The sequence below is a fragment of the Conexibacter woesei Iso977N genome (assembly GCF_000424625.1).
Classification (GTDB): domain Bacteria; phylum Actinomycetota; class Thermoleophilia; order Solirubrobacterales; family Solirubrobacteraceae; genus Baekduia; species Baekduia woesei_A.
The window spans coordinates 1,108,424-1,131,267 of sequence record NZ_AUKG01000002.1; the positions used below are offsets into that span (position 1 = coordinate 1,108,424).

The following is a 22,844-nucleotide window of genomic DNA, read 5'->3' on the forward strand; positions in this document are numbered from 1 at the left end:
CTGCCGCGCCATGGCCGACGCGTCCTACCCCACAGAGCTTCTCTACCACGCCGAGCACGACTGGGCCCGCATCGACGGCGACACCGCCGTCTTCGGGATCACCTGGTACGCCCAGGACGCCCTGGGCGAGGTCGTGTTCTTCGACCCGCCGCAGGTCGGCTCGACGGTCACCGCCGGCGAGTCCTACGCCGAGGTGGAGTCCGTCAAGGCCGTGTCCGACGTGGTCGCGCCGCTGAGCGGCGAGATCATCGAGGTCAACCCGGGCCTCGGCGACACCCCCGAGAACATCAACAACGACCCGTACGGCGACGGCTGGATGGTCAAGGTCAGGCTCTCCGAAGAGAGCCAGACCGGCGACCTGCTCGACGCCGCCGCCTACGAGGCCACGCTCTCCTAAGCCCCACACCGAAGGACGCTCTTGACGCAGTACACCGCTGTGACCGACGCCGATCTGGCGGAGATGCTCTCCGCGATCGGCGTCAGCTCCATCCAGGAGCTGTTCGACCGCCAGATCCCCGCCGACGTGCGGCTGGGGCGCCCGCTGGACCTGCCCGCGGGCCTGCCCGAGCAGGAGGTGTACGCCCACCTGCGCGACCTCGCTGCGAGGAACGTCTCCGCCGAGGACGAGATCACGTTCCTCGGCGCCGGGATGTACGACCACTACGTCCCGGCGGTCATCGACATGCTGCTCGGGCGGTCGGAGTTCCTGACGCCCTACACGCCCTACCAGCCGGAGGTCTCGCAGGGCAACCTCCAGGCGATGTTCGAGTACCAGACGGCGATCTCCGAGTTAACGGGGCTGCCGGTCTCGAACGCGTCGGTCTACGAGGGGCCGTCGGCGGTGGCGAGCGCCGGCTACCTCGCGCGGCTCGCCAACGGCAAGCCGAAGTTCGTGGTGTCGCGCGGGCTGCACCCGCATTCGCGCGAGACGCTGGCGACCTACGCGCACGGCTTCGGCGCGGAGGTCGTCGAGGTGCCGCTGAAGGACGGCGTCACCGATCACGAGGCGTGGGCCGCGGCGATCGACGGCGACACCGGCGCGGTGTTCTTCCAGCAGCCGAACTTCCTCGGCGCGGTCGAGGACGCGGCGGCGCTGAGCGCTGCCGCGAAGGACTCGCCGGCGGTCGTGGTCGGCCAGTACGACCCGATCCCGCTGGGCATCTTGAAGCCGCCGGGCGAATGCGGCGTAGATGTATGTGTCGGTGAGGGCCAGGCGCTCGGCAACCGCCTCGACTTCGGCGGGCCGTCGTTCGGCTTCTTCGCCGCGACCGAGGCGTACCTGCGCCGGATGCCGGGCCGCATCGCGGGGGAGACCGTCGACGCCGACGGCCGCCGCGGGTTCGTGCTGACGCTGCAGACGCGCGAGCAGCACATCCGGCGCGAGAAGGCCACGTCGAACATCTGCACCGCTCAGGCGTTGAACGCGCTCGCCGGTGTCGTGTACCTGTCGTGGCTGGGCCGCCAGGGGCTCGTCGAGCTGGGCGAGCTGCTGCTGCAGCGCACGCACTACGCGCGGGAGCAGCTGGTGGCGCTGGACGGCGTGGCCGCGTTGCACGAGCAGCCGGTCGTCCGCGAGTTCGCGGTGTCGCTCGAGGGTGTGGACGTCGCCGCGGTGATCCGCCGCTGCCAGGACGCGGGCGTCAACCCGGGCTACGCGCTCGGGCGGGAGTACGACGAGTTCCCGGACGGGTTGTTGGTGGCCTTGACCGAGCAGCGCTCGAAGGCCGACATCGACCGCCTCGTCGAGGTGCTCGGCGCCGCCGTGGCGGCCGAGCGTGGCGCGACCGTGGGGGCGTCGGCATGAACCAGCCGATCAACGACAACAAGCTGCACGGCGATCCGGGGATCGAGGCGCACCCGCTGCACCACGAGATCCCGGTGAGCGCTGCCGGGGCCACCCCGATGCAGCGCGACCGCGCGACGACGATCTTCGAGAAGGGCGCCGCGGGGCGGCGTGCGTTCGTGGCTCCGGCCGTGGACGTCCCGGAGGTCGACGGGGCCAAGCTGCTGCCGCCGGCGTTCCGGCGCGACGCGGAGGCGCGCCTGCCCGAGGTGAGCGAGCCGGAGCTGGTCCGCCACTACGTGAAGCTGTCGCGGCGCAACTTCGACCTCGACACGGGCTTCTACCCGCTGGGGTCGTGCACGATGAAGCACAACCCGCGGTTGCACGAGCGGGTCGCGTCGCTGGCCGGGCACTCGCGGCTGCACCCGCTGCAGTCGCCGGAGCGCGCGCAGGGCGCGCTGGAGTTGATGTACAACCTGGAGCGCGCGCTGGGTGAGGTAAGCGGGCTGCCGCACGTCTCGCTGCAGCCGTCGGCCGGCTCGCACGGCGAGCTCGCGGGCGTCCTGCTGACGCGGGCGTTCCACGAGGACCGCGGCCAGGTGCGCAAGAAGGTCCTGACGCCCGACACCGCGCACGGGACCAACCCGGCGACGGTGACGATGGCGGGCTTCGAGGTCGTCAAGGTCGGGACCAACGAGGACGGCGGCGTCGACCTCGACGACCTCCGGGCCAAGGCCGACGAGACCGTCGCCTGCCTGATGTTGACCAACCCCAACACCTTGGGCGTGTTCGACCCCAACATCACGGAGATCGCGAAGATCGTCCATGACGTGGGGGCGACCCTGTACTACGACGGCGCGAACCTGAACGCCATCATGGGCAAGGCGCGGCCGGGGGACATGGGCTTCGACATCGTGCATTTCAACCTGCACAAGTCGTTCACGCAGCCGCACGGCGGTGGCGGTCCGGGCTCCGGCCCGATCGCGGTGAGCGAGCGGATGAAGCCGTACCTGATGAACCCGCGGATCGTGAAGGCCGACGACGGGTCGTTCGACCTCGACGACCACGGCTACGAGAAGTCGATCGGCCGTCTGCGTGGGTTCCAGGGCAACTACGGGTGCTTCGTGCGGTCCTACGCCTACATCTGCTCGCTCGGGGCGGAGGGGCTGACGGACGCGTCGGAGACCGCGGTGCTCAACGCCAACTACCTGCTGGCGAAGCTGAAGGCGCTCGGCGTCCTCGACCACCTCCCGCTGGCGTTCGGGGAGGTCTGCATGCACGAGTTCGTGTTGAGCGGGTCGCCGATGAAGCGCGACCTCGGCATCAAGACGCTGGACTTGGCCAAGCGGCTGCTGGACCACGGCTACCACCCGCCGACGGTCTACTTCCCGCTGCTGGTCGACGAGGCGCTGCTGGTCGAGCCGACCGAGACCGAGACCAAGGAGACCCTCGACGGCTTCGCCGAAGCCCTCGCGGCGATCCTGACCGAGGCGGGCACCGACCCGCTGATCGCGCAGAACGCGCCCTACACGACGCCGGTGCGCCGCCTCGACGAGGCGGCCGCCGCGAAGCGGCCGGTCATCCGCCAGCCGCTCCCGGCCTAGCCACGCCGCCGCGCCTGCACCGCCGCTAGCTCGCGGCGGTCAGGCGCGCCAGGCGCGGCTGGTTGCTCGCCGTCGCCGTCCTGCACTGCCACGACCCGAGGCCGTCGCCGGAGGTCGAGAGCGTCAGGACCGGCGCCGCGCAGCTCCTGTCGCCCGACCGCTGCGGCAGCTGGTGGTAGGTCCCGGGCGGGTCGCTGGACGACGACGAGCGCGCCGCGAGGATCCGGGTCGGGCTGCCGCCGGCGGTGCCGTCGTCCCAGAGGATCACGACGCGGCCGGAGGCGTCGACGCCGGCGTTGAGGGCGCGCACCGCCCGCCGGCTCGCCGGCCCGATGTCGCGCTGCCTGCCCCAGGTCCCGGCCGACGAGCGCAGGATCAGCCCCGGCGTGCCGCCCGCCTTGCCGCCGGTGCCCTGCAGGAAGAACACCGCCAGGCGCCCGTTCAGCGACCCGGCGACGCTCGGCGCGATGCCCGACGGCAGCGTCGTCAGCAGCCGCGGCGTGGTCAGCGCGGTGCCGCCTGCGGCGAGGTCGGCGGCCCGGACGGTCAGCGCGCCGGGCAGGACGCCCTCGCTCCAGACGACCGTCAGCCCGCCGCCGGCCTGGACGACCGCGTCGGCCCGGGCGACGTTGGCGGTGCTCAGCGGCACGGCGGTGGGCGCCGGGAACGTCCCGTCGCCCGCGTCGCCGCGCGTCACCTCCAGCGTCGTCGTCCCGGTCGGCGAGCCCAGGACCGTCGGGGTCGCCGTCCACGTCACGACCGGCCGCGCGCTGCCGTCGATCCCGACGCTCACGTTGGCGATCGCCGCGTCGGTCGTCGCGGCGGCGAACGTCACGACCTGTGGCGCGGCCCCGTTGCGCAGCGTCGCGATCTTCACGACCGCGGGCGAGAACTCGGCCCACGCGACGGTTCCGGTGCCGTCGGGCGCGACCGCGTCGGCCAGCGCGGTCACGCCGCCGGACGATGGCAGCACCGCCGCGGTGCGCGGCAGCGCGGTGCGCGCGCCGAGCGCCGCCGCGAGGCCGATCGGGCCCTGCTGCTGGGCGTCCAGCGACCACGCGGTCACGAGGTGGCCGCTGGGGTTGACGTCGACCGCGGTCAGCCCGACGCCCGGCTGACCGCCGGCGTCGACCGTCACCGCGCTGCCCTGCGTCGCGTCGGACTTGATCGCCCGCATCTGCGCGACGCGGGCCTGCGTCGCCCCGCTGCCGGCGAACAGCTGCACGCCCTGGCCGTTGGGCCCGGCCGCGTAGAGCCCGACCGGCACGACCGACGCCGTGTGCGGCGTCGACCACCCCGGCGCGCCGGCGTGCGCCGCCGCGGGCAGCGCACCTCCGGCGACGAGCAGCACGACGAGACCGACACGTAGGGGTTGCATCGAGACCGGACCTCCGGCTCAGGGTGGGGTGGGGACGGATTCGGACGCTGGCTCGGCGACTGGTGCGGGCTCGGGCGCGGCGGCGGCCGCAGCGGCGGCGCGGTCGCGCTCGGCGAACCACTCCGCGCCCTCGATCGAGAAGTCGGGCAGCAGCCGGTCCAGCCAGCGCGGGAACCACCAGTTGGCGTTCCCGAGCAGCGTCATGACCGACGGGACCAGCAGGCAGCGCACGACGGTCGCGTCGACCGCCACCGCGATGCCCATGCCGACGCCGAACTGCTTGACGGTCGGGTCGCCGTTCAAGATGAACGCGAAGAAGACGCTCACCATGATCAGCGCCGCCGAGGTGATCACGCGGCCGGTGTGCGCGACGCCGTCGATGACCGCCTGGCGGTTGTCGTGGGTGCGCTCCCAGGCCTCCTTGATGTGGGTCATCAGGAAGACCTCGTAGTCCATCGACAACCCGAACAGGATCGCGAACATCATCAACGGCACGTAGCTGACGATCGCCACCGTGTCGCTCAGCCCGACGACGCCGATCAACCACCCCTTCTCGAACACCGCGCTGACGACGCCGAACGCGGCGCCGATCGAGATGAGGTTCATGATCCCCGCCGTCAGCGGGATCACCAGCGAGCGGAAGGCCAGGACCAGCAGCAGGAAGCTCAGGCCGACGACGACCGCGATCGTCAGCACCAGCCGGCCGGAGATCTCGTCGGCGAGGTCGACGTAGCCCGCGGTCGTCCCGCCGACGTGCGCGGTCATGTGCTGGTCCTTGGTCGCCGCCGGGAGCGTCGTGGCGCGCAGGTGGCGGACGAGCTGCTCGGTGGCCCTGTCGGCGGGCGCGGACTTCGGCGTGACCGTGAAGACGGCCGCGGTCCCGTCGCCGTTGACCGACGGCGGCGCGACCGAGGCGACGTCGGCGGCGCTCGCGAGGTCCCTGCCGAGCGCGGCCAGCCGCGGGTCCTGCGCGCCGCCCTTCGCGGGCTGCGCCGACAGGTCGACGGCGACCAGCAGCGGGCCGTTGCTGCCCGCGCCGAACGCGGTCGTCATGCCGTCGTAGGCGCGCCGCGCCTGCGTGTCGTTCGGCAGCGCGCCGTTGTCCTGCTGGCCGAGGTAGAGCGACAGCGCCGGCAGCGCGAGCGCGAGCAGGATGATCAGCGCCACGACCGTCCCGAGCGCGGGCCGCCGCGCGACGCCCTCGGCCCAGCGCTCCCAACCGTGGGGGCGGCCGTCGGCCGGGGCGGTGCGCTCGTGGCGCCCGCGGCCGCGCAGCGCCAACGCGTCGATCCGGTCGCCGAGCATCGCCAGGAGCGCGGGCAGCAGCGTCGTCGCGGCGGCCATCGCGACGAGCACGACGATCGCCGCGGTGTAGCCGAGCGTCGTCACCAGCGGGATCCCGACGACGGCCAGCGACAGCAGCGCGACGATCACGGTCGTGCCGGCGAAGACGACCGCGCCGCCGGACGTCGCGGTCGCGCGGGCGACCGACTCCAGCGTCGGCAGGCCCGCGCGGCGCTGCTCCTGGTGGCGGGTGACGATGAACAGCGCGTAGTCGATCCCGACGCCGAGGCCGATCATCGTCGCGAGCGTGGGCGCGACGGTCGGGACGTCGCCGACGTGGCTGATCAGCGTGATGATCGACAGGCCGCTGACGAGGCCGAGCAGCGCGGTGGCGATCGGCAGGCCCATCGCGACGAAGGTGCCGAACGTGAGCAGCAGGACGAGGACCGCCATGGTGAGGCCGACGGCCTCGCTGGAGTGCGTCTCGGGCTTGGAGACCTTCTGGCCGACGTAGCCGCCGAAGGCCACCGACAGCCCCGGGTCCCTCAACCTGTCGCCGAGCGCGACGATGCGGTGCGCGTCGTCGGTCGTGAGGTCGCTCGGAGCGGCGCGGAGGTTGAGGGCGATGACGCCGATCTGCTGGTCCTTGGAGAGCAGCGATGCGCCCTGCGTGGAGAGCGGGCTGGTGGCGGCGCGCACGTCCGGGTCGGCGGCGAACGCGGCGGTCGCGGCGGCGATCGGCTTGTTGTAGGTGTCGTCGGTGACCTTCCTGCCGGCGGGCGCGGTCAACACCACCGGGTTGGTCCCGTTGGCCTGCTGGGGGAAGCGCGCGGTCAGGACGTCGGTCGCGTCCTGGCTGTCGCTGCCGGGCAGCGTGAGGTTGTCGCTGGTGTTGGGCCCCGCGGCGCGCGCGAGGACCGCGAGCGCGACGGCGACCACGACCCAGGCGGCGACGACCGCGCGGCGATGGCGGACGCAGAACCCGCCGAGCGCGTAGAGCAGCGGCGTCACGGGGTGCCCTGCAGCGCGCGATCAAGGTCGAGGCGGCCGCCGCTGGCGACCTTGCCGTTCAGCGCTGGGAGCCTGTCGACGCTGCTGAGCAGGCGCGAGCGGATCGTCCTGTAGGACGCGTCGGGGTCCTTGGCGCGCAGCATCGCGGCCGCGGCGGTGACGAACGGCGCGGCCATCGACGTGCCGCTGAGCGTCTTGTAGCGGTCGGTCGGGTAGGTGGACAGGATGCCGTCGCCGGGCGCGGCGAGGTCGACCTTCCTGGCGTCGAAGTTCGAGAAGCTGGCGAGCGTGTCGTCGGCGGTCGTGGCCGCGACGCTGATGATGTTGTCGAAGCCGTAGGACGCGGGGTAGGAGGGGTCGGCGTCGAGGTCCTTGCCGTCGTTGCCGGCGGCGACGACGAGCAGGATGCCCCTGTCCTTGACGGCCTGCACGGCGTCGTGGAGGGACCTGGAGGCGGTCGGCGCGCCGAACGAGCAGTTGATGATCTTGGCGCCGGAGCGCGCGGCGTACTGCATCCCGGCGATCGCGTCGGAGGTCGAGCCGCGGCCGCGGGAGTCCATGAAGCGGACCGGGACGATCCTGGTGGTCCAGCACGTCCCGGCGATCCCGGTCGCGTTGTTGGTGCGGCCGCCGACGATGCCGGCGACGTGGGTGCCGTGTCCGTCCTCGTCGCTGGCCGAGTCCCGGCCCTTGGGGATGTTGACGCCGTAGTAGTCGTCGACGTAGCCGTTGTGGTCGTCGTCCTTGTTGTTGCCCTTGATCTCGTGCGGGTTGTGCCAGATGTTGGCCTTGAGGTCCGGGTGGGCGTACTCGACGCCGGAGTCGAGCGTGGCGACCTTCGCGCACGACGTGCGGGTGTCCCAGGCCTGGCGCGCGGAGATCGAGCCGGTGCCGTTGCCGAGGGCGTACTGGCGCAGGAGGTCCGGGTCGTCCGGCGTCTCGCTGGAGCGCAGGACGTAGTCGGGCTCGACCCAGCGGATGTCGCGGCGACGCTCGAGCGCCCGGCGCAGGACCGCGAGCGCGACGCCGTGGCGGGGGCGGACGGCGACGGCGTCGATCGACGGCAGGTCGCGTGCGACGCGACCGCCAACCTTCCTGATGATCAATGCTCTGCTTTGCGCAGCAGTGGCAGTTGCGAACTGCGCGATCAGTTGATCGCTCACCGTGTCCGGTGCACCCGCACGTGCCGGAGACAGATGGACCTGCGACAGGGCCACCGCCACGACGACCAACGTCGCGGCTCTCACGTCGCCAGGCTACAGGCGGCGCGCGCCGCCGTGGCGAATCTTCAGCGGCGAGGGCGCTCGAAGCGGCGCACGTTGTCGTCTGCTGCGGGCTCCTCGGCCGGTTGTGCTGTGGGTTGACTCGAGCGGTTGGCGTAGGTGCACAGGGCGGTGAAGCCGGACTGCAGCCAGTCGTTGGCGCCCGCGAGCGCGAGCACCGGGACGACCACCTGCGCCTCGCGCGGCCGCAGCATCCGCATGCCGACGAGCCCCAGAGCACTCCACGATCCCACACAACGCGTGCAGCTCAGCAGCTCACCCGTCGCGTACCGCAGCCGTCGTCCCTTCGGCCGCCGCTGCCCATCCGGCCGCTCCTCCACGAACGGCTCCCGGACCCACGAATCCACCTTCTCCTTGGCCACCAACTTGGCCAACGCGAACGTCGCGAGCCCCAACGCCGGCAGCTCACCCACCGCGATCGGCCTGCCACCCCTCACCCGCACGGCAATGACCACCGCACCGGTCAGCGCGCCGTACCCGGCACTCAAAGCGGCGTAGTCGATCGGCTTCGTCGGCGTCCGGCTGACGGGCTCCATCCCCCCCGCGCTACCCGAGCCCGGGGTCGCCGACGCACACGAATGACCGCCGCGGATCGAAGCACTTTCGAGTAGTGGCGGTCACACCGTCTCGCTGTTCAAATGCACCAGGCGCGTTCTCGCGAGGCTGGTCGCTGCCAAACGGCCGCAAATTGCGGCTTCTCTGAGCCCTGCAGCGAAGATACGACTTGTACGTCGTGGTGGATCTGGCCGGCGTCCGTTTGGGTCCCCGGCGCAGTGCAGCCACCCGACGAGATCCTCGCCAGGAACCTCCGCAAGGTCCGGGACCAGCTCGACCTCAGCCAGGAGGCCGTTGCCGCCGGTGCCGGCATGTCGGCGCGGGCGTACCAGCGCCTCGAGAGCGGCAGGTCCAACCCGACGCTGCGGACGCTGGTCCGGGTCGCCGCGAGCCTGAGGACCACGGTCGCAGCGCTCACGCACGGCGTGTCCCCGGACCCTGAGGCGGAGGATCCGGCCGCCGAACCCAAGACGTAGGACAACGCGGAAGAGGCGCCACGACGCTCGCTGCCGGACGCTTTCCGTCCTCGGGGCGCAGTAGCTTCGTGGCCACATAGCTGCCAAGGCCTAGCTCGGGCAGCGACCAGCCTCGTTCCGTCCTGCCGGGCACCCGGCCCAACTGCCCAAAGTGAACCTATCTTCGGGGCGAGGCGTCTTCCATGTCCGTACTTCGCTGCCACGGTGCCGTGGCGGTCGCGAGGTGCTGACATTGAACGACAACAACTGGCGCAGGGTGGAGTCCGGATCGATCGAGGAGCTGGTCGAGCGCGTGCTCGTCTGGGTCGTCGTCCTGGTCCTGCTCGGCGTCGTCGCCTACTGCGCGGTCACGGCCAAGCCGTTGTACGCGACCGGTGGGATGGTGCTGCTGCTCGGCAGCGTCGTGCACAGGACGCGCGGCGGTGACGCATAGAATCCAGAGGCGATGCGCATCTTCAGCGGGATCCAGCCCACCGGGCGCAAGCACCTCGGCAACTTCATCGGTGCGATCGTGCAGTACGTCGAGGGGCAGCAGCGGGCGGCCGATGCGGGTGATGTGGCGATCTTCTGCGTCGTCGACCTGCATGCGATGACGGTCCCGTGGCAGCCGGCCGAGATGCGCGAGCGGGTCTACGACACGGCGGCGATCCTGCTGGCGGCGGGCCTGGACCCGGAGAAGTGCATCTTCATCCGCCAGTCCGACGTCCCGGAGCACACGGAGCTCACCTGGACGCTCGGCGCGGTCACCGCCCACGGCGACCTGAACCGCATGCACCAGTTCAAGGAGAAGTCGGCCAAGCAGAAGGAGCTGGTCTCGGCCGACCTGTTCACCTACCCGGTCCTGATGGCGGCCGACGTCCTGGCCTACCGCGCCAACGAGGTCCCGGTCGGCGACGACCAGCGCCAGCACGTCGAGCTGATGCGCGACGTCGCGATCCGCTTCAACGAGCGCTTCGGCGACACGCTGGTCGTCCCGGAGCTGAAGATCCCCGCGGTGGGCGCCCGGATCATGGACCTCCAGGACCCGACGTCGAAGATGTCGACCACCGGCGGCTCGACCGAGGGCACGGTCTACGTGCTCGACGACGCCAAGACGGTGGAGAAGAAGTTCAAGCGCGCGGTCACCGACTCCGACGACCCGCCGCGGATCGCCAAGGACCAGTCGAAGCCCGGCGTCTCCAACCTGATCGACATCCTCGCCGCGGCGCGCGGGATCACGCCCGACGAGGCGATCGCCTCGCTGGCCGACGCGCGCGGCTACGGCGACCTCAAGATGGCGACCGCCAACGCGGTCAACGAGATGCTCGAGCCGGTGCGCACCCGGTACGCCGAGATCCGGCAGGACGAGGACGCGCTCGAGGAGATCTTCGCGGCGGGCGCGACCAAGGCGCGCGCGATCACGCGCGAGGTCATGGCCGACGTGCGCGCGGCGACGGGCGTCGGCCCGCGCACGCGCGTCCCGGCGAGCTAGCGCGGATCTTCGCTCTTTGCGGCCTTTCGGGCATTGACCGTCGGGCCCGGTCGCTACGGTCCCCAACGTATGAGCACGATCGTCGCCGAGCTGGAGCTCGACCTCGAGGTCTTCACCGGTCCGTTCGACCTCCTGCTGACGCTCGTCCTCCGCGAGGAGGTCGACCTGCTGGAGGTGGAGCTGGCCGATGTCGTGCTGTCGTACATCGACGTCCTGGAGTCCCGCGGCGAGCTGGACCTGGAGGTCGCGACCGAGTTCCTGGTGCTCATCGCCGCGCTGCTGGAGCTGAAGTCGCGCCTGATGCTCCCGCGCGAGGACGAGGAGCTGCTCGACGTCGAGCCGGACGTCGCGGCCGAGGAGCTGCTCGCCCGGATGCTCGAGGCCAAGCGCTACCGCGGCGCGGCGCTGCACCTGATCGCGAAGCTGCACGGCGAGGACGGCGTCCGCTTCCGCAGCGCGCCGCTCCCGGCCCACCTGCGCGCGACCGACATCGAGGACCTCGAGGGCGTCTACAGGCCCGCGCGCCTGGGCAAGGCGATCGGGTCGCTGCTGACGATGCCGGCGAGGGTCGACATCAGGCACCTGACGATCCCGCGCGTGTCGGTCGCCGATCGGCTGGCGCACCTGCGCCGGCTGCTGCGCTCGCCCGCGGGCAGGACGACGTTCGAGGACGCCGTCCGCGGCGCCGACCGCGTGACCGTCTGCGTGACGCTGTTCGCGCTGCTGGAGCTCTACAAGCAGGGCGAGGCGACCTGGTCGCAGGACGAGCCGTTCGGCGAGATCGAGATCCGCTCGGGCGCCGCCGAGCAGCGGCCGGCCGCGGCCGCCGCGGTCGCGTGAGCGACCTCGCGCGGAACCTCGAGGCGCTCCTCTTCCTCTCGACCGACCCGGTCAACGAGGTGGAGCTGATCGCCGCCTGCGAGTGCACCGAGGACGACTTCGCCGAGGCGCTGGAGGAGCTGAAGGCCGCGTTCGCGCCCGGCGCGCGCGGGCTGGAGCTGCGCGAGCTGGCCGGCGGCTGGACGCTGGCGACCGCCGCCGACACCGAGCAGGCCGCGCGACGGCTGCTGAGCAGGCCGCGGACGCCGCCGCTGTCGCCTGCCCAGGCCGAGACGCTGGCGATCATCGCCTACCTGCAGCCGGTCTCGCGGCCGGAGATCACGCGGATCCGCGGTGTGTCGGCGGATTCTGCAGCGGGGACCCTGTTGGAACGCGGATTGATCGAGGAGTCCGGGCGGTCGCCGTTCGGCGCCGTGCTCTACCGGACCACGCCGTTGTTCCTCAAGTTGTTCGGGATGGTCACGCTCGACGACCTGCCCGAGGTCGAGGAATGGGACCCGACGCCCGAGGAGGAAGCCGACCTCCGCGAGCGCCTGCTCCGCGCCGGCGAGGCCCGCGCCGGCTCGTCGCCGACGACCCAGCAGATGGAGGACGACGCCATCGAAGGCGCCGCCGCCGACCCCGCCGCCGAGGGCCTGACGCCCGAAGCCGACGCCGAGGCCGAAGCCGCCGAGTCCGAGGTCCTCGCCGCCGCGGAGGACGTGACGGTGGGCGAGGGGACTCCGCCGGAGGAAGTCGCGGGCGAGGACGAGGAAGCTGCGGACGCAGAGACTGCGGCCGAGGGCGAGGACGCGCTGGATCCTTTTGAGGCGCCGTTCGTCGAGCGGATTCCGGCGGAGGAGGTCGCGGAGGCGACCGAGCCGCCGAGCGACGACGAGGACTAGCGGTCGCGCAGGAGGGCGGCGAGGGTGGGGTGGTCGCCGACCTCGGCCCAGCCCGCTGCGTCGCCGTTGTGCAGCGCGTCGCGCAGAGAGGGATCGGCGCCGAGCGACAACAACAACTTGACGGCTTCGGTGTGGCCGGACTGGGCGGCGAGGTGGAGCGGGGTCACGCCTTCGCCGTGGGTCGGGCCGCCGAAGGTGGAGCGGCCGTCGACCGCCGCGCCCAAGGACACCAACTCGCTGATCGCGGCCGTGCGACCGGTGGCGGCGGCCCAGGTCAGCGCGGTGCCGCGGTAGACGTCGGCGTCGAGCTGTGCGCCGCGCTCGGCCAGCGCCCGGATCGCCTCGACGCGATCGGAGCGGGCCGCCCAGGCCAGCGCCTCGTCGAGGATCTCCTGCGGATCGTCGCTCGGCGCCCACGCCGGGAAGCCGCCGTGGGGGCGGTAGAAGCTGCGCAGCGCGCCCGCCGCCTCGGTCACCGAGGCGGACGCGTCGGAGGGCGCCACATCCGGGAGGTGGACCAGCTCGGCGATGCGGGCCACGTCGCCGGTGCCGGCCGCGACGCGGAGGTTGTCCGGCCAGCGCCCGGCGCGGAGCAGCACCTCGGTCACCGCGTGGTGGCCCCAGAACAGCGCGACGATCAGCGGTGTCCCGCCCGCTCCGCGGCCGGAGACGTCCGCGGGGGCGTCGAAGGACAACAACAACTCCGCGAGCTCCGCGTTGTCGCCGTAGGCCGCCTGGTGCAACGGCGTCCAGCCGTGGGCGTTGGCGTGCGCGACGTCCGCGCCGGCCTCCAGCAGGGTCCGGACGCAGCCGGGGTCGGTCGCCATGTTGATCAGGGCGTTGCCGTTGGTCCCGTTGGCCCGCGCGAGCTCCGGGAAGCGCTCCAGCAGCTGGCGCAGCGTGCCGTCGGCCCCGGACTCGACCGCCAGGTACGCCCGCCGGAACGGGTCGCCGTCCTCGTCGAGCGCGACCACGTGGCGCTTCAGAGCGCTCCAGGTCTCGAAGCCGTGACGCCGCGCCACGACGGCCCGCGCGCCGGCCGGCGTCAGCTCCTGGCCCTCGCCCTCGAACCGCGCCAGCGCGCCCGGCGTGCGGTCGCCTGCCGACGCCAGCAGCCCGTCCGCGCGCCCCTCGTAGTACTCGACGTCGACCTGGAACGCGTGCTCCAGCCCCTCGCCCCAGATCTCCTCGCGCTCCACGTAGGCCCGCAGCCGCTGCCACGTCGAGAACCCGTGCTCGCCCGCCACGACCGCCTGCGCGCCCGCGAGCTTCAGCGGCTTGCGCGCGTCGTTGCGGTGCTCCGCCGCCCGCGCCACAGCCTCAGCCTCGCCGCGCGCATGCGCGCTCGCGAGCTTCTTGGCCTCGCGGTGCAACCGCTCCATGCTGCTCACGAGCGCGGAGCCTAGCTGGCGGACGCCAGCGCCTTGGCGGCCAGCTGGCCGCACGCCGCGTCGATGTCCTGCCCGCGCGTCAGCCGGATCGTCGCGCCGATCCCGTGCTCCTCCAGCGCGGCCTTGAACGCGGCGATCGCCTCACGCCCCGACCCGTCGTAGGACCCGGTCGGGTTGTAGGGGATCAGGTTGATCTTGTACTTCTTGGGATCGAGAACGTCGGCGAGCTGCACCGCCTGCGCGTAGGAGTCGTTGACCCCCTTCAACATCACGTACTCGATGAAGACCATGCGCTTCTTCGCCTCGTAGAAGCGGTCGCACGCCTCCAGCACCGACGCCAGCGAGTAGCGGTCGTTCACGGGCATGATCTTCGAACGCAACGCCTCATCGGCCGCATGCAGCGACAGCGCCAGCCGGATCGGCATGTCGCTCTCGGTCAGCCGCTCGATCCCGGGGACCCAGCCGACCGTCGAGATCGCCGTGCGCCGGTGCGTGACGCCCACGTCGGGCAGCCGCCGGCACGCCTCCAGGACGTTGTCGAGGTTCATCATCGGCTCGCCCATGCCCATGAACACGACGTGGTCGACCTCCTCGATCCGGCGGAAGTGCAGCGCCTGGTCGAGGATCTCGCTGACCGTCAGGTTGCGCCCGAACTTCATCGTGCCCGTCGCGCAGAACGTGCACGTCAGCGGGCACCCGGACTGCGAGGACAGGCACAGGGACCTGCGCCCGTCGCGGTAGCGCATCAGGACCGCCTCGACGGGCCGCCCGTCCTTGACGGTCTTGAACAGCGCCTTGACCGTGCCGTCCTTGGAGTGCGCCTCGTTGGTGACCTCGAGCGTCGAGAACGGCACGCGCGCGGTCAGCTCCGAGCGTACCTCCGCCGGGACGTTGGTCATCGCGTCATACGACGCGACCCCGCGCGAGGTCCACTCCCACACCTGCTTGGCGCGGAAGGCGGGCTGGCCGAGGTCGGCCAAGGTGGTGTCGAGCGTCTGGAGGTCCATGAGGAAAGCGACCCCACAGGCTAGCCCGCCGGGCGCGCGACCTCCGCGAACGTGATCAGCAGCCCGCCGACCTCCGCCTGGACGATGGCGTTGACGCCCGTGCCCATGTCGGTCGACTGCGCCCCGGCGAAGTCGCCTTCGAGCAGCACGACGGTCGCCGTGCCGATCGCGAACGGCTCGACGCGGCCCGGCGGCGGGTCGATCAGCGTGATGTCGCCGTCGTCGCGCGCGAGCAGCGGGCCCGCGGACGAGATCGACGTGTTCCGGATCTCCTCGGTCGCGCCCTGCACCGAGACGACCAGCTGCTTGCCGAGCCGCGCCCGGAGCCAGGCGATCACCGCGTCGTAGTCCATGCTCATCGCCCGGTAGCCTCGCAGCCAGCCATGCGCCTTGCGAAGTTCCTCGCCCACGCCGGCGTCGCGTCCCGTCGCGCCGCCGAGGAGATCATCCGCGAGGGACGCGTGACCGTCGGCGGCACGATCGTCACCGACCCGGCGCACGGGGTGGACGACGACGGCGCCGACGACGTCGCGGTCGACAACCGGCCCGTCGGCATCAAGGACACCAAGTCGGTCTGGCTCGTCCACAAGCCCTCCGGCGTCGTCTCGACGGCCAAGGACACGCACAACCGCCGGACGGTCGTCGACATGGTCGACAGCCCCCGCACGCGCCTCTATCCCGTCGGCCGCCTCGACGCCGACAGCACCGGCCTGATCCTCCTGACCGACGACGGCGACCTCGCCAACCGCCTCACGCACCCGCGCTACGAGGTCCCCAAGACCTACGTGGTGTCGGTCGGGCGCGGCGGGATCGCGGTCCCGGAGCAGGAGCTCCGCCGGCTCCGCGAAGGCGTGGAGCTCGACGACGGCATGACGCTGCCCGCCGACGTCCGCCAGCTCAGGCCCGGCGTCCTGCAGATCACGCTGCGCGAGGGCCGCAAGCGCCAGGTCAAGCGCATGTGCGCGGAGATCGGCCACCCGGTCCACCGCCTGCAGCGGGTCGCGTTCGGCCCGCTCAGGCTCGGCGATCTCGGCGAGGGCCGCGTCCGGAGGCTCAGCCCGGCCGAGGTCCAGCGCCTGCGCGACGCAGGGGCACGACCTGGGCCCGTGACGGGCTGACCACCTGGTCGCGCCCGTGCGCCTTGGCCTGGTTGAGCGCCAGGTCCGCGGCGACCAACGCCACCGCGACCGCGTCGTCGCCGGAGCCGACCATCGCGATCCCCGCCGACGCCGTCGTCCTGACGTCGTGCGCCCACGTGCCGACCTTCTGCTCGCGGATCGCCGCGATCGCGCGGTCGACCGCCTGCGTGACGCCGTCGGCGTCGGTGTCGGGCAGCAGGATCAGGAAGCCCTCGTCGCCCGCGCGGCCGAGCACGTCGGCGTCGCGCAGCAGCTCGCGCAGCCGCGTCGCGACCGCGGCCATCACGGCGTCCGCCGCCAGCGGGCCGTGGGCGTCGCCGATCGCCCGCAGGCCATCGACGTCGAGCAGCGCCAGCCCCAGCGGCGCGCCCGCGGCCCGCGCCGCGTTCAGCCGCTCGGCGGCGACCAGCGCGGACGAGCGCGTCTTCGCACCCGTCAGCGGGTCGACCGCGCCGGCCGCCGCGTCGGCGACGCGGCCCAGCTCGCCGAGCCTGCGCAGCTCGCCGAGCAACAAGGACAACAACAGCGCCGAGGCGACCAGCTCCAGCGTCATCGACGCGTACCAGCCGACCGTGTCGCGGTCGAGCGTCGCCAGCGTCAGCGCGGTCCCGGCCAGGACGCACGCGACGACGACCAGCAGCCGCCGCTCGATCGCGCTGCGCCGGCCGCGCCTGGCGACGACCACGAGCGCCACGAGGTCCAGCCCGATCACGAGCGGCCCGATCGCGACGCCGAAGGAGGAGAGACGGTGGTGGCGCACGACCGTCGGGAGGTCGTCGCCGAGCGCGACGACCGCCGCGGTCAGCGCGCACGCGCCGAGGAAGACCACCAGGAACGCCCAGACCAGCGCGCGCGTCCGGCGCGCGGTCGGCCCCGCGAGGCGCCTGCGCACGACCGCCGGACCGCCCCAGAGCGCGGCGGCGAGGCCGAGCGGCAGGCCGGCGTGCCCGATCGCCCACAGCCACGCGGGCGCCTGGTCGCTGCTGGCGGCGAAGACGCCGCCGGTCGTCAGCGCGCCCGGCGCGACGAGCAGGTGCACGACCGCCAGCAGCCCCGCGCCCAGGAACGCGCACGCGAGCAGCAGCCGCTGCGACGTCCCGTGGCCGAGGAACTGCACGGCCAGCAGGACCGCGGTCAGCAGGTCGAACGCGGCGGCCGCGGTCAGGACGGCCGGCAGGAACCAGCGCGCCTCGCCCAGCGAGTCGCGCAGGAACGGGAGCAGCGCGAGGCACCCGGCCAGCAAGGCGAGCACGAGCACACGACGGGCGGCTGAGGGCGCCATCCCTCGTGCCATCGGCCGCACGGGCCGGGAGTCGCAGGGTTCCTGGACGAACGAGCGACGCGTCACAACTCGGCGCCACGATAGAGGCGCTGCAGGACGCGGCGTCGCGGTTTGGCATGATCACCGCCGCATGCGGCTGTTCGCACTCCGAGGCGCCATCACCGTCGACGTCAACCGGTCCGAGGAGATCCTCGACGCGACCGAGGCGCTGATGCGCGAGATCATGACGCGCAACACGCTGACGCCGCAGGACGTCGTCAGCTGCCTGTTCACGGTCACCGAGGACCTCGACGCCGAGTTCCCGGCCGTCGCGGCGCGGCGGCTGGGCTTCGACCAGGTCCCGCTGATGTGCGCGCGCGAGATCCCGGTCCCGGGCTCGCTGCCGCGGGTGATCCGGGTGCTGATGCACTACTACGCGGCCGACGACCACGAGTCGAGGCACGTCTACCTCGGGGACGCGCGCAAGCTGCGCATGGACCTCGAGTCCGCGCAGTAGGCGCGGCGGACGCGCTGAGAGCGCGCGCGGCGGCGCATAAGATGCAGGGCCATGGCGATCGAGTTCTCAGCAGCCGTCAAGCGCATCCCGGTCTACCCGGCGGCCGGGGCGTATGCCCTGCCCGAGGACGTCGCGCTGCTGGCGTCCAACGAGTCGCCGGAGCCGCCGCTGGAGCCGGTGGTCGCCGCGGTCGCCGCGATCCTGACCGGCGTCAACCGCTATCCAGACCCGACCAACGCCAAGCTGCGCGGCGCGCTGAGCGACCGCTACGACGTCCCGGTCTCGCGCATCGCGATCGGCAACGGCAGCTGCGACATCCTGCTCGCCGCGGGCGAGGCGCTGCTGGAGCCCGGCGCCGAGCTGGTCTACGCGTGGCCGGCGTTCAGCGTCTACCCGCACCTCGCGGCCGCGACCGGCGCGACCGACATCAGGGTCCCGCTCAACGACGCCCAGGAGCACGACCTCGACGCGATGCTCGCCGAGATCACGGCGGCGACGCGGCTGGTCCTGGTCTGCAACCCCAACAACCCGACGTCGACCGCGATCCCGCTCGACGACATCGCACGCTTCCTCGACGCCGTTCCGAAGCACGTCTGCGTGATCCTCGACGAGGCCTACTGCGAGTACAACACGCTCGACGACCCGGACGCCTCGATCGACCTCCTGAGCAAGCACCCCAACCTGGTCCTGCTGCGCACGTTCTCCAAGGTGTACGGGTTGTGCGGGCTGCGCGTCGGCTACGCGCTCTGCGGCTCCGACACGTTCGTGACGGCCGTCAATCAGGTCCGCCAGCCGTTCTTCTGCAACGCCGCCGCGCAGGCCGCGGCGGTCGAGTCGCTCAGGCACGGCGACGCGGTCGCCGCCCGCGTCGAGCGCGCCGTCGTCGCGCGGATCGAGCTGGAGGACGGGCTGAACGACCTCGGCATCGCGCCCGCCGCCTCGCAGGCCAACTTCGCGTGGTTCGACCTGCCGGTCCCGGACGGCCAGGACACCACGGAGTTCGAGCGAGAGATCGTCACGGGCCTCACCGAGCAGGGCATCCTCGTCCGGGCCGGCGGCGCCCTCGGCCGCCCGGGCGCGCTGCGTGTGACCTACGGCACGCCGCAGCAGAACCAACGCTTTCTGGCAGGGCTTTCCTCGTTGCTGAGCTGAGAACGGCCTAGGCAACCTCCGGCGCGTCTGCTTCAATGGTGCGCGCTTCATGTCCCGCTCGCCCTTCACCACGCGCGCTCCGCACGCCGGCCACCTGGCCGACGCGGGCGTCGCTGCGGGCAGCGGCACCTTCACCGCTTGGTATTGGCGATTTAGCTAGGCGCTCGGCCGGGCTTGTTGCCCGCGTCCGCATCGGACCCCTCGGGTCGAGCGCCGATAGAGCCTCCCTCCGCGCGCGGTTTTCCGCAAGCGCACCGCAGGTCTCAGCTGTCGCCTCTTTAGACTTCACCCCAAGCCCCGAGAAGGAACCCCTCCAATGATGATCGTCATGAAGCCCACGGCCACCGAAGAGCAGGTCCAGGCCGTGATCACGCGCATCGAGTCCGTCGGTGCAACCGCGCACCCCAGCCGCGGGGAGGAGGTGACGATCATCGGCGCCATCGGCGACCGCGAGCACGTGCAGCGCCTCGGCCTCGAAGGCCACGAGGGCGTGGAGAAGGTCGTCCCGATCCTCAAGCCCTACAAGTTGGCCTCGACCCAGATCAGGGACGGCCAGCGCACCGTGCTCGAGATCGGCGGGCGCAGGATCGGCGGCGACCACTTCGCGCTGATCGCCGGCCCGTGCACGGTCGAGACGCGCGACCAGACGCTCGACACCGCCGACGCGATGCTCGCCGCCGGCGCCACGATGTTCCGCGGCGGCGCCTACAAGCCGCGCACGTCGCCCTACGCCTTCCAGGGTCTCGGTCAAGAGGGCCTGCGCCTGCTGGCGGAGGCCAAGCAGCGAACCGGCCTGCCGATCGTCACCGAGCTGATGGACGCGCGCGACATCGAGGCCGTCGCCGAGGTCGCCGACGTCATCCAGATCGGCGCGCGCAACATGCAGAACTACCCGCTGCTGAGCGAGATCGGCCGCTCCGGCATCCCGGTCCTGATCAAGCGCGGGCTGTCGGCCACGCTGGAGGAGCTGATCATGGCCTCCGAGTACGTGCTCAAGGAGGGCAACGAGCAGGTGATGCTCTGCGAGCGCGGCATCCGGACGTTCGAGACCGCCTACCGCTTCACGCTCGACCTCACGGCGATCCCGGTGCTCAAGGAGATGACGCACCTCCCGATCGTCGTCGACCCGTCGCACGCCGCCGGGCGCCGCGCGCTCGTCGAGCCGCTGTCGCTGGCCGCCGCCGCGGCGGGCGCCGACGGCATCATCGTCGAGACCCACCCGGAGCCCGACGAGGCGATCTGCGACGGCCCACAGCAGATCCGCGTCGACCAGTTCAACGCCTACGCGCGCAAGGTCGAGCTGGCCGCCGAGCTGGCCGGCAAGCTGCCGTACGGCGCCGCGGCCGCCCAGGGCGCAGCCGCCTAGTGCCGGACGCCGGCGCAGAGCCGTCGCCACGGGTCGGCCTGCTCGGGCTCGGCCTGATCGGCGGCTCCGTCGGCCTGGCCGCGCGTGAGCGACTCAATGCCCATGTGTCGGGGTTCGATCCGGACCCCGACGTGCGGGCGCGTGCGCTGGAGCGCGGGGCGATCGACCATGCGGTCGAGGACGTCGGCGACCTCGCGGGGAGCGACATCATCGTGGTCGCCGCACCGGTGCAGGCGCTCGCGGAGCGGATCGCCGAGGCGTGCGCGGTCGCTCCCGACGCGGTCGTGACCGACGTCGGCTCGACCAAGCGGGCGCTCGTCGAGGGGGCGCCCAAGGACTCCAACTACATCGGCAGCCATCCGCTGGCGGGCGCGGAGGTCGCGGGCGTCGAGCATGCGCGCGCGAACCTCTTCGACAACGCGACCTGGTACCTGACCCCGCGCGCGGACTCCGAGGGGATCCTGCTCGAGCGGCTGCATCGCTTCGTCGCGGGGATCGGCGCCGTGCCGACCGTCATCGGCCACGCCGAGCACGACCGCCTGATGGCCGCGTTCTCCCACGTCCCGCACGTGGTCGCCAACGCGCTCGTCGCGCAGGCGGCGCGCGCGCTGGGGGACGAGGCGATCCCGGTCGTCGGCCCCTCGTTCCGCGACGCCACGCGCGTGGCGGGCGCCAACCCGCCGCTGTGGGCCGGGATCTACGACGCCAACCGCGAGGCGATCCTCACCGGCCTCGACGACACGATCGCCCTGCTGCAGGAGGCGCGCGCGCTGCTCGCCACGGCGGGCACCGAGCCGGTCGAGGCCTGGCAGCGCGAGATCGGCGATCAGCGCCGCGCCCTCCTCGACGTCGGGATGACCGGCGGCGCGCTCTCCGAGCTGCGCTACGTCGTCCCCAACCGCCCCGGCGTGGTCGCCGACCTCGCCCTCACCCTCTCCCGAGCAGGGATCAACATCCACGACATGAGCCTCTCTCCCCAGCCCGACTTCCGCAGCGGCGAGGTCGCGCTGTGGGTCGCCGACGACCACGCCGACCGCGCCCGCGCGCTGGTCGAGGAGGTGCTTGCACCGTGAGCGCCGCCACGAAGTCCGTGCGCTTCGAGCCCGCGCGCAAGTTGAAGGGGTCGGTCACGCCGCCGGCCGACAAGTCGATCTCGCACCGCGCCGCGATCTTCGGCGCGATGGCCGCCGAGCCGGTCCGGGTCGAGAACTACCTGATGGCCGAGGACACGATCTCGACCCTCAACGCGGTGCGCCAGCTCGGCGCGCTGGTGACGGTCGACGAGAGCACCAACTTGGTCACGGTCCGCGGCACGGGCCTGCGCAACACCACGGAGCTCGACGCACCGATCGACGTCGGCAACGCGGGGACGTTGATGCGCCTGCTGCCCGGCTGGCTGGCGGGGCAGGAGGGACGCTCCTACACGCTCGACGGCGACGCCTCGATCCGCAGGCGGCCTGTCGATCGCATCGCGGAGCCCTTGCGGCGCATGGGCGCCGAGATCGACGCGACCGACGACCGGCTGCCGCCGTTCACCGTCCACGGCTCCAGGCTGCGCTCGATCGCCTACGAGCTGCCGGTCGCCAGCGCCCAGGTCAAGTCGTGCGTGCTGCTCGCCGGCCTCGTGGCCGACGGCGCGACGACCGTGATCGAGCCCGCGCCGTCGCGCGACCACACCGAGCGGATGCTCGCCGCCGCGGGCGTCACCGTGCACCGCAACGGGCGCCACATCACGGTCACCAACGTCGACGAGCTGGTCCTCGACGACCTCGTCGTCCCCGGCGACCCGTCCAGCGCAGCGTTCCTGATCGCTGCGGGTGTCCTTGTGCCCGGCTCCCGGATCCAGGTCGCGGGCAGCGGGACCAACTGGACGCGCACCGGCTTCCACCGGATCGTCCGGCGGATGGGCGGGATCGTCGTCGGCGAGCTGGAGGAGGCGCTCGGCGAGGGCGTCGTCGGCACCGAGCCGATCGGCGACCTCGAGATCGCCCACGGCCCGCTGACCGGCACGGTCGTCGAGCCCGACGAGGTCCCGCTGGCGATCGACGAGCTGCCGCTCGTCGCGCTGCTCGGCTGCTTCGCCGAGGGCGAGACGGTCGTGCGCGGGGCGGAGGAGCTGAAGTTCAAGGAGTCCGACCGGATCGCGACCGTCGTGGACGGCCTCAACGGCCTCGGCGGCGACCTCGAGGCGACCGACGACGGCTTCGTCGTGCGCGGCACCGGCGGCCTGCGCGGCGGGACGATCCACTCCCACGGCGACCACCGCCTGGCGATGCTCGGCGCGATCGCCGGGCTGGCGTCGCAGGAGGGCGTCGAAGTCGTCGGGATGGAGGCCGCCGAGGTCTCCTACCCGGCGTTCGCCAGCGACATCGCGGCGCTGCTGGGCTGAGGCGCGGGAGGCCGCGACGCCATCGTGGTGTCCGGCCGCCTACCCTCCCGCGC

General features: G+C 72.4%; 22 protein-coding genes. 14 read left to right on the forward strand and 8 right to left on the reverse strand.

Going from position 1 to position 22,844, the window contains the following annotated elements; all coding sequences use genetic code 11:
• Window positions 1-10: 10 nt before the first annotated feature.
• The 3 genes from gcvH (at window position 11) to gcvPB (ending at window position 3,387) form a co-directional block, all read left to right on the forward strand.
• A complete protein-coding gene (gene gcvH / locus H030_RS0117585) occupies window positions 11-397 on the forward strand; it encodes a glycine cleavage system protein GcvH (RefSeq protein ID WP_027007075.1) in 387 nt (128 codons plus the stop codon).
• A gap of 39 nt (window positions 398-436) precedes the next feature.
• On the forward strand, window positions 437-1,804 hold the full coding sequence (gcvPA, locus tag H030_RS0117590; RefSeq protein WP_231398469.1) for an aminomethyl-transferring glycine dehydrogenase subunit GcvPA: 1,368 nt from the start codon (window positions 437-439) through the stop codon (window positions 1,802-1,804).
• A 98-nt stretch (window positions 1,805-1,902) separates the two neighbouring features.
• Entirely contained in the window at window positions 1,903-3,387 is a 1,485-nt protein-coding gene (gcvPB, locus tag H030_RS0117595; protein WP_027007077.1) for an aminomethyl-transferring glycine dehydrogenase subunit GcvPB, read from the forward strand.
• A 25-nt stretch (window positions 3,388-3,412) separates the two neighbouring features.
• Here gcvPB and H030_RS0117600 read toward each other — a convergent pair whose 3' ends face one another.
• Genes H030_RS0117600 through H030_RS0117615 form a run of 4 tightly spaced genes read right to left on the reverse strand, consistent with a single transcriptional unit; the run spans window position 3,413 to window position 8,879 of the window.
• The gene (locus tag H030_RS0117600) at window positions 3,413-4,765 is read right to left on the reverse strand and encodes a hypothetical protein (protein ID WP_155892119.1); all 1,353 of its coding nucleotides are present in this window, start codon (window positions 4,763-4,765) and stop codon (window positions 3,413-3,415) included.
• Window positions 4,766-4,783: 18 nt separating this feature from the next.
• Window positions 4,784-7,060 carry an MMPL family transporter gene (locus tag H030_RS33100; protein WP_051223008.1) on the reverse strand — a complete coding sequence of 759 codons (2,277 nt, stop codon included), beginning with the start codon at window positions 7,058-7,060 and terminating at the stop codon, window positions 4,784-4,786.
• A complete protein-coding gene (locus tag H030_RS33105) occupies window positions 7,057-8,307 on the reverse strand; it encodes a S8 family peptidase (protein WP_081690902.1) in 1,251 nt (416 codons plus the stop codon). The genes H030_RS33100 and H030_RS33105 overlap by 4 nt, the downstream gene beginning before the upstream one ends.
• A 41-nt stretch (window positions 8,308-8,348) precedes the next feature.
• Complete coding sequence (locus H030_RS0117615; RefSeq protein WP_027007079.1) at window positions 8,349-8,879, reverse strand: DUF1360 domain-containing protein; 531 nt, start codon at window positions 8,877-8,879, stop codon at window positions 8,349-8,351.
• 237 nt (window positions 8,880-9,116) lie between these two features.
• Between H030_RS0117615 and H030_RS33110 the strand changes: the two genes are divergently transcribed.
• From H030_RS33110 to scpB, 5 genes are all read left to right on the forward strand, one after another.
• The gene (locus H030_RS33110) at window positions 9,117-9,374 is read left to right on the forward strand and encodes a helix-turn-helix domain-containing protein (RefSeq protein ID WP_051223013.1); all 258 of its coding nucleotides are present in this window, start codon (window positions 9,117-9,119) and stop codon (window positions 9,372-9,374) included.
• 223 nt (window positions 9,375-9,597) lie between these two features.
• A complete protein-coding gene (locus H030_RS0117625; protein WP_155892120.1) occupies window positions 9,598-9,807 on the forward strand; it encodes a hypothetical protein in 210 nt (69 codons plus the stop codon).
• A 12-nt stretch (window positions 9,808-9,819) separates the two neighbouring features.
• On the forward strand, window positions 9,820-10,845 hold the full coding sequence (trpS, locus tag H030_RS0117630; protein WP_027007081.1) for a tryptophan--tRNA ligase: 1,026 nt from the start codon (window positions 9,820-9,822) through the stop codon (window positions 10,843-10,845).
• Window positions 10,846-10,914: 69 nt separating this feature from the next.
• Entirely contained in the window at window positions 10,915-11,685 is a 771-nt protein-coding gene (locus H030_RS33115; protein ID WP_051223015.1) for a segregation and condensation protein A, read from the forward strand.
• The gene (gene scpB / locus H030_RS33120; RefSeq protein ID WP_081690904.1) at window positions 11,682-12,569 is read left to right on the forward strand and encodes an SMC-Scp complex subunit ScpB; all 888 of its coding nucleotides are present in this window, start codon (window positions 11,682-11,684) and stop codon (window positions 12,567-12,569) included. The genes H030_RS33115 and scpB overlap by 4 nt, the downstream gene beginning before the upstream one ends.
• Here the strand turns inward: scpB and H030_RS0117650 are convergent.
• The 3 genes from H030_RS0117650 to H030_RS0117660 are packed head-to-tail and all read right to left on the reverse strand — an operon-like array spanning window position 12,566 to window position 15,326.
• Window positions 12,566-13,951, reverse strand: coding sequence for an ankyrin repeat domain-containing protein (locus H030_RS0117650; RefSeq protein WP_035127892.1), 1,386 nt, complete (start codon window positions 13,949-13,951; stop codon window positions 12,566-12,568). The two genes, scpB and H030_RS0117650, sit on opposite strands and share 4 nt — an antisense overlap.
• A gap of 20 nt (window positions 13,952-13,971) precedes the next feature.
• Entirely contained in the window at window positions 13,972-14,967 is a 996-nt protein-coding gene (rlmN, locus tag H030_RS0117655) for a 23S rRNA (adenine(2503)-C(2))-methyltransferase RlmN (RefSeq protein ID WP_027007083.1), read from the reverse strand.
• A 20-nt stretch (window positions 14,968-14,987) separates the two neighbouring features.
• Window positions 14,988-15,326 (reverse strand): hypothetical protein, encoded by a 339-nt coding sequence (locus H030_RS0117660; RefSeq protein ID WP_155892121.1) that lies wholly within the window; start codon window positions 15,324-15,326, stop codon window positions 14,988-14,990.
• A 24-nt stretch (window positions 15,327-15,350) separates the two neighbouring features.
• Here H030_RS0117660 and H030_RS0117665 point away from each other — a divergent pair, with 24 nt between their 5' ends.
• Window positions 15,351-16,085: a pseudouridine synthase gene (locus H030_RS0117665; RefSeq protein ID WP_027007085.1), complete on the forward strand. Its 735-nt coding sequence runs from the start codon at window positions 15,351-15,353 to the stop codon at window positions 16,083-16,085.
• On the opposite strand, the gene H030_RS0117670 is transcribed toward H030_RS0117665, so the two are convergent.
• Complete coding sequence (locus tag H030_RS0117670; RefSeq protein WP_196809176.1) at window positions 16,021-17,388, reverse strand: sensor domain-containing diguanylate cyclase; 1,368 nt, start codon at window positions 17,386-17,388, stop codon at window positions 16,021-16,023. The genes H030_RS0117665 and H030_RS0117670 overlap by 65 nt on opposite strands.
• Before the next feature lie 130 nt (window positions 17,389-17,518).
• Between H030_RS0117670 and aroH the strand changes: the two genes are divergently transcribed.
• From aroH to aroA, 5 genes are all read left to right on the forward strand, one after another.
• Window positions 17,519-17,884: a chorismate mutase gene (aroH, locus tag H030_RS0117675; protein WP_027007087.1), complete on the forward strand. Its 366-nt coding sequence runs from the start codon at window positions 17,519-17,521 to the stop codon at window positions 17,882-17,884.
• Window positions 17,885-17,935: 51 nt separating this feature from the next.
• Window positions 17,936-19,036: a pyridoxal phosphate-dependent aminotransferase gene (locus H030_RS0117680; RefSeq protein ID WP_027007088.1), complete on the forward strand. Its 1,101-nt coding sequence runs from the start codon at window positions 17,936-17,938 to the stop codon at window positions 19,034-19,036.
• A gap of 319 nt (window positions 19,037-19,355) precedes the next feature.
• A complete protein-coding gene (gene aroF / locus H030_RS33125; protein WP_081691017.1) occupies window positions 19,356-20,402 on the forward strand; it encodes a 3-deoxy-7-phosphoheptulonate synthase in 1,047 nt (348 codons plus the stop codon).
• Window positions 20,402-21,475 carry a prephenate dehydrogenase/arogenate dehydrogenase family protein gene (locus H030_RS0117690; RefSeq protein WP_027007089.1) on the forward strand — a complete coding sequence of 358 codons (1,074 nt, stop codon included), beginning with the start codon at window positions 20,402-20,404 and terminating at the stop codon, window positions 21,473-21,475. The genes aroF and H030_RS0117690 overlap by 1 nt, the downstream gene beginning before the upstream one ends.
• Window positions 21,472-22,791 (forward strand): 3-phosphoshikimate 1-carboxyvinyltransferase, encoded by a 1,320-nt coding sequence (gene aroA, locus H030_RS0117695; RefSeq protein WP_051223018.1) that lies wholly within the window; start codon window positions 21,472-21,474, stop codon window positions 22,789-22,791. Before H030_RS0117690 ends, aroA begins: the two co-directional genes overlap by 4 nt.
• Window positions 22,792-22,844 lie beyond the last annotated feature (53 nt).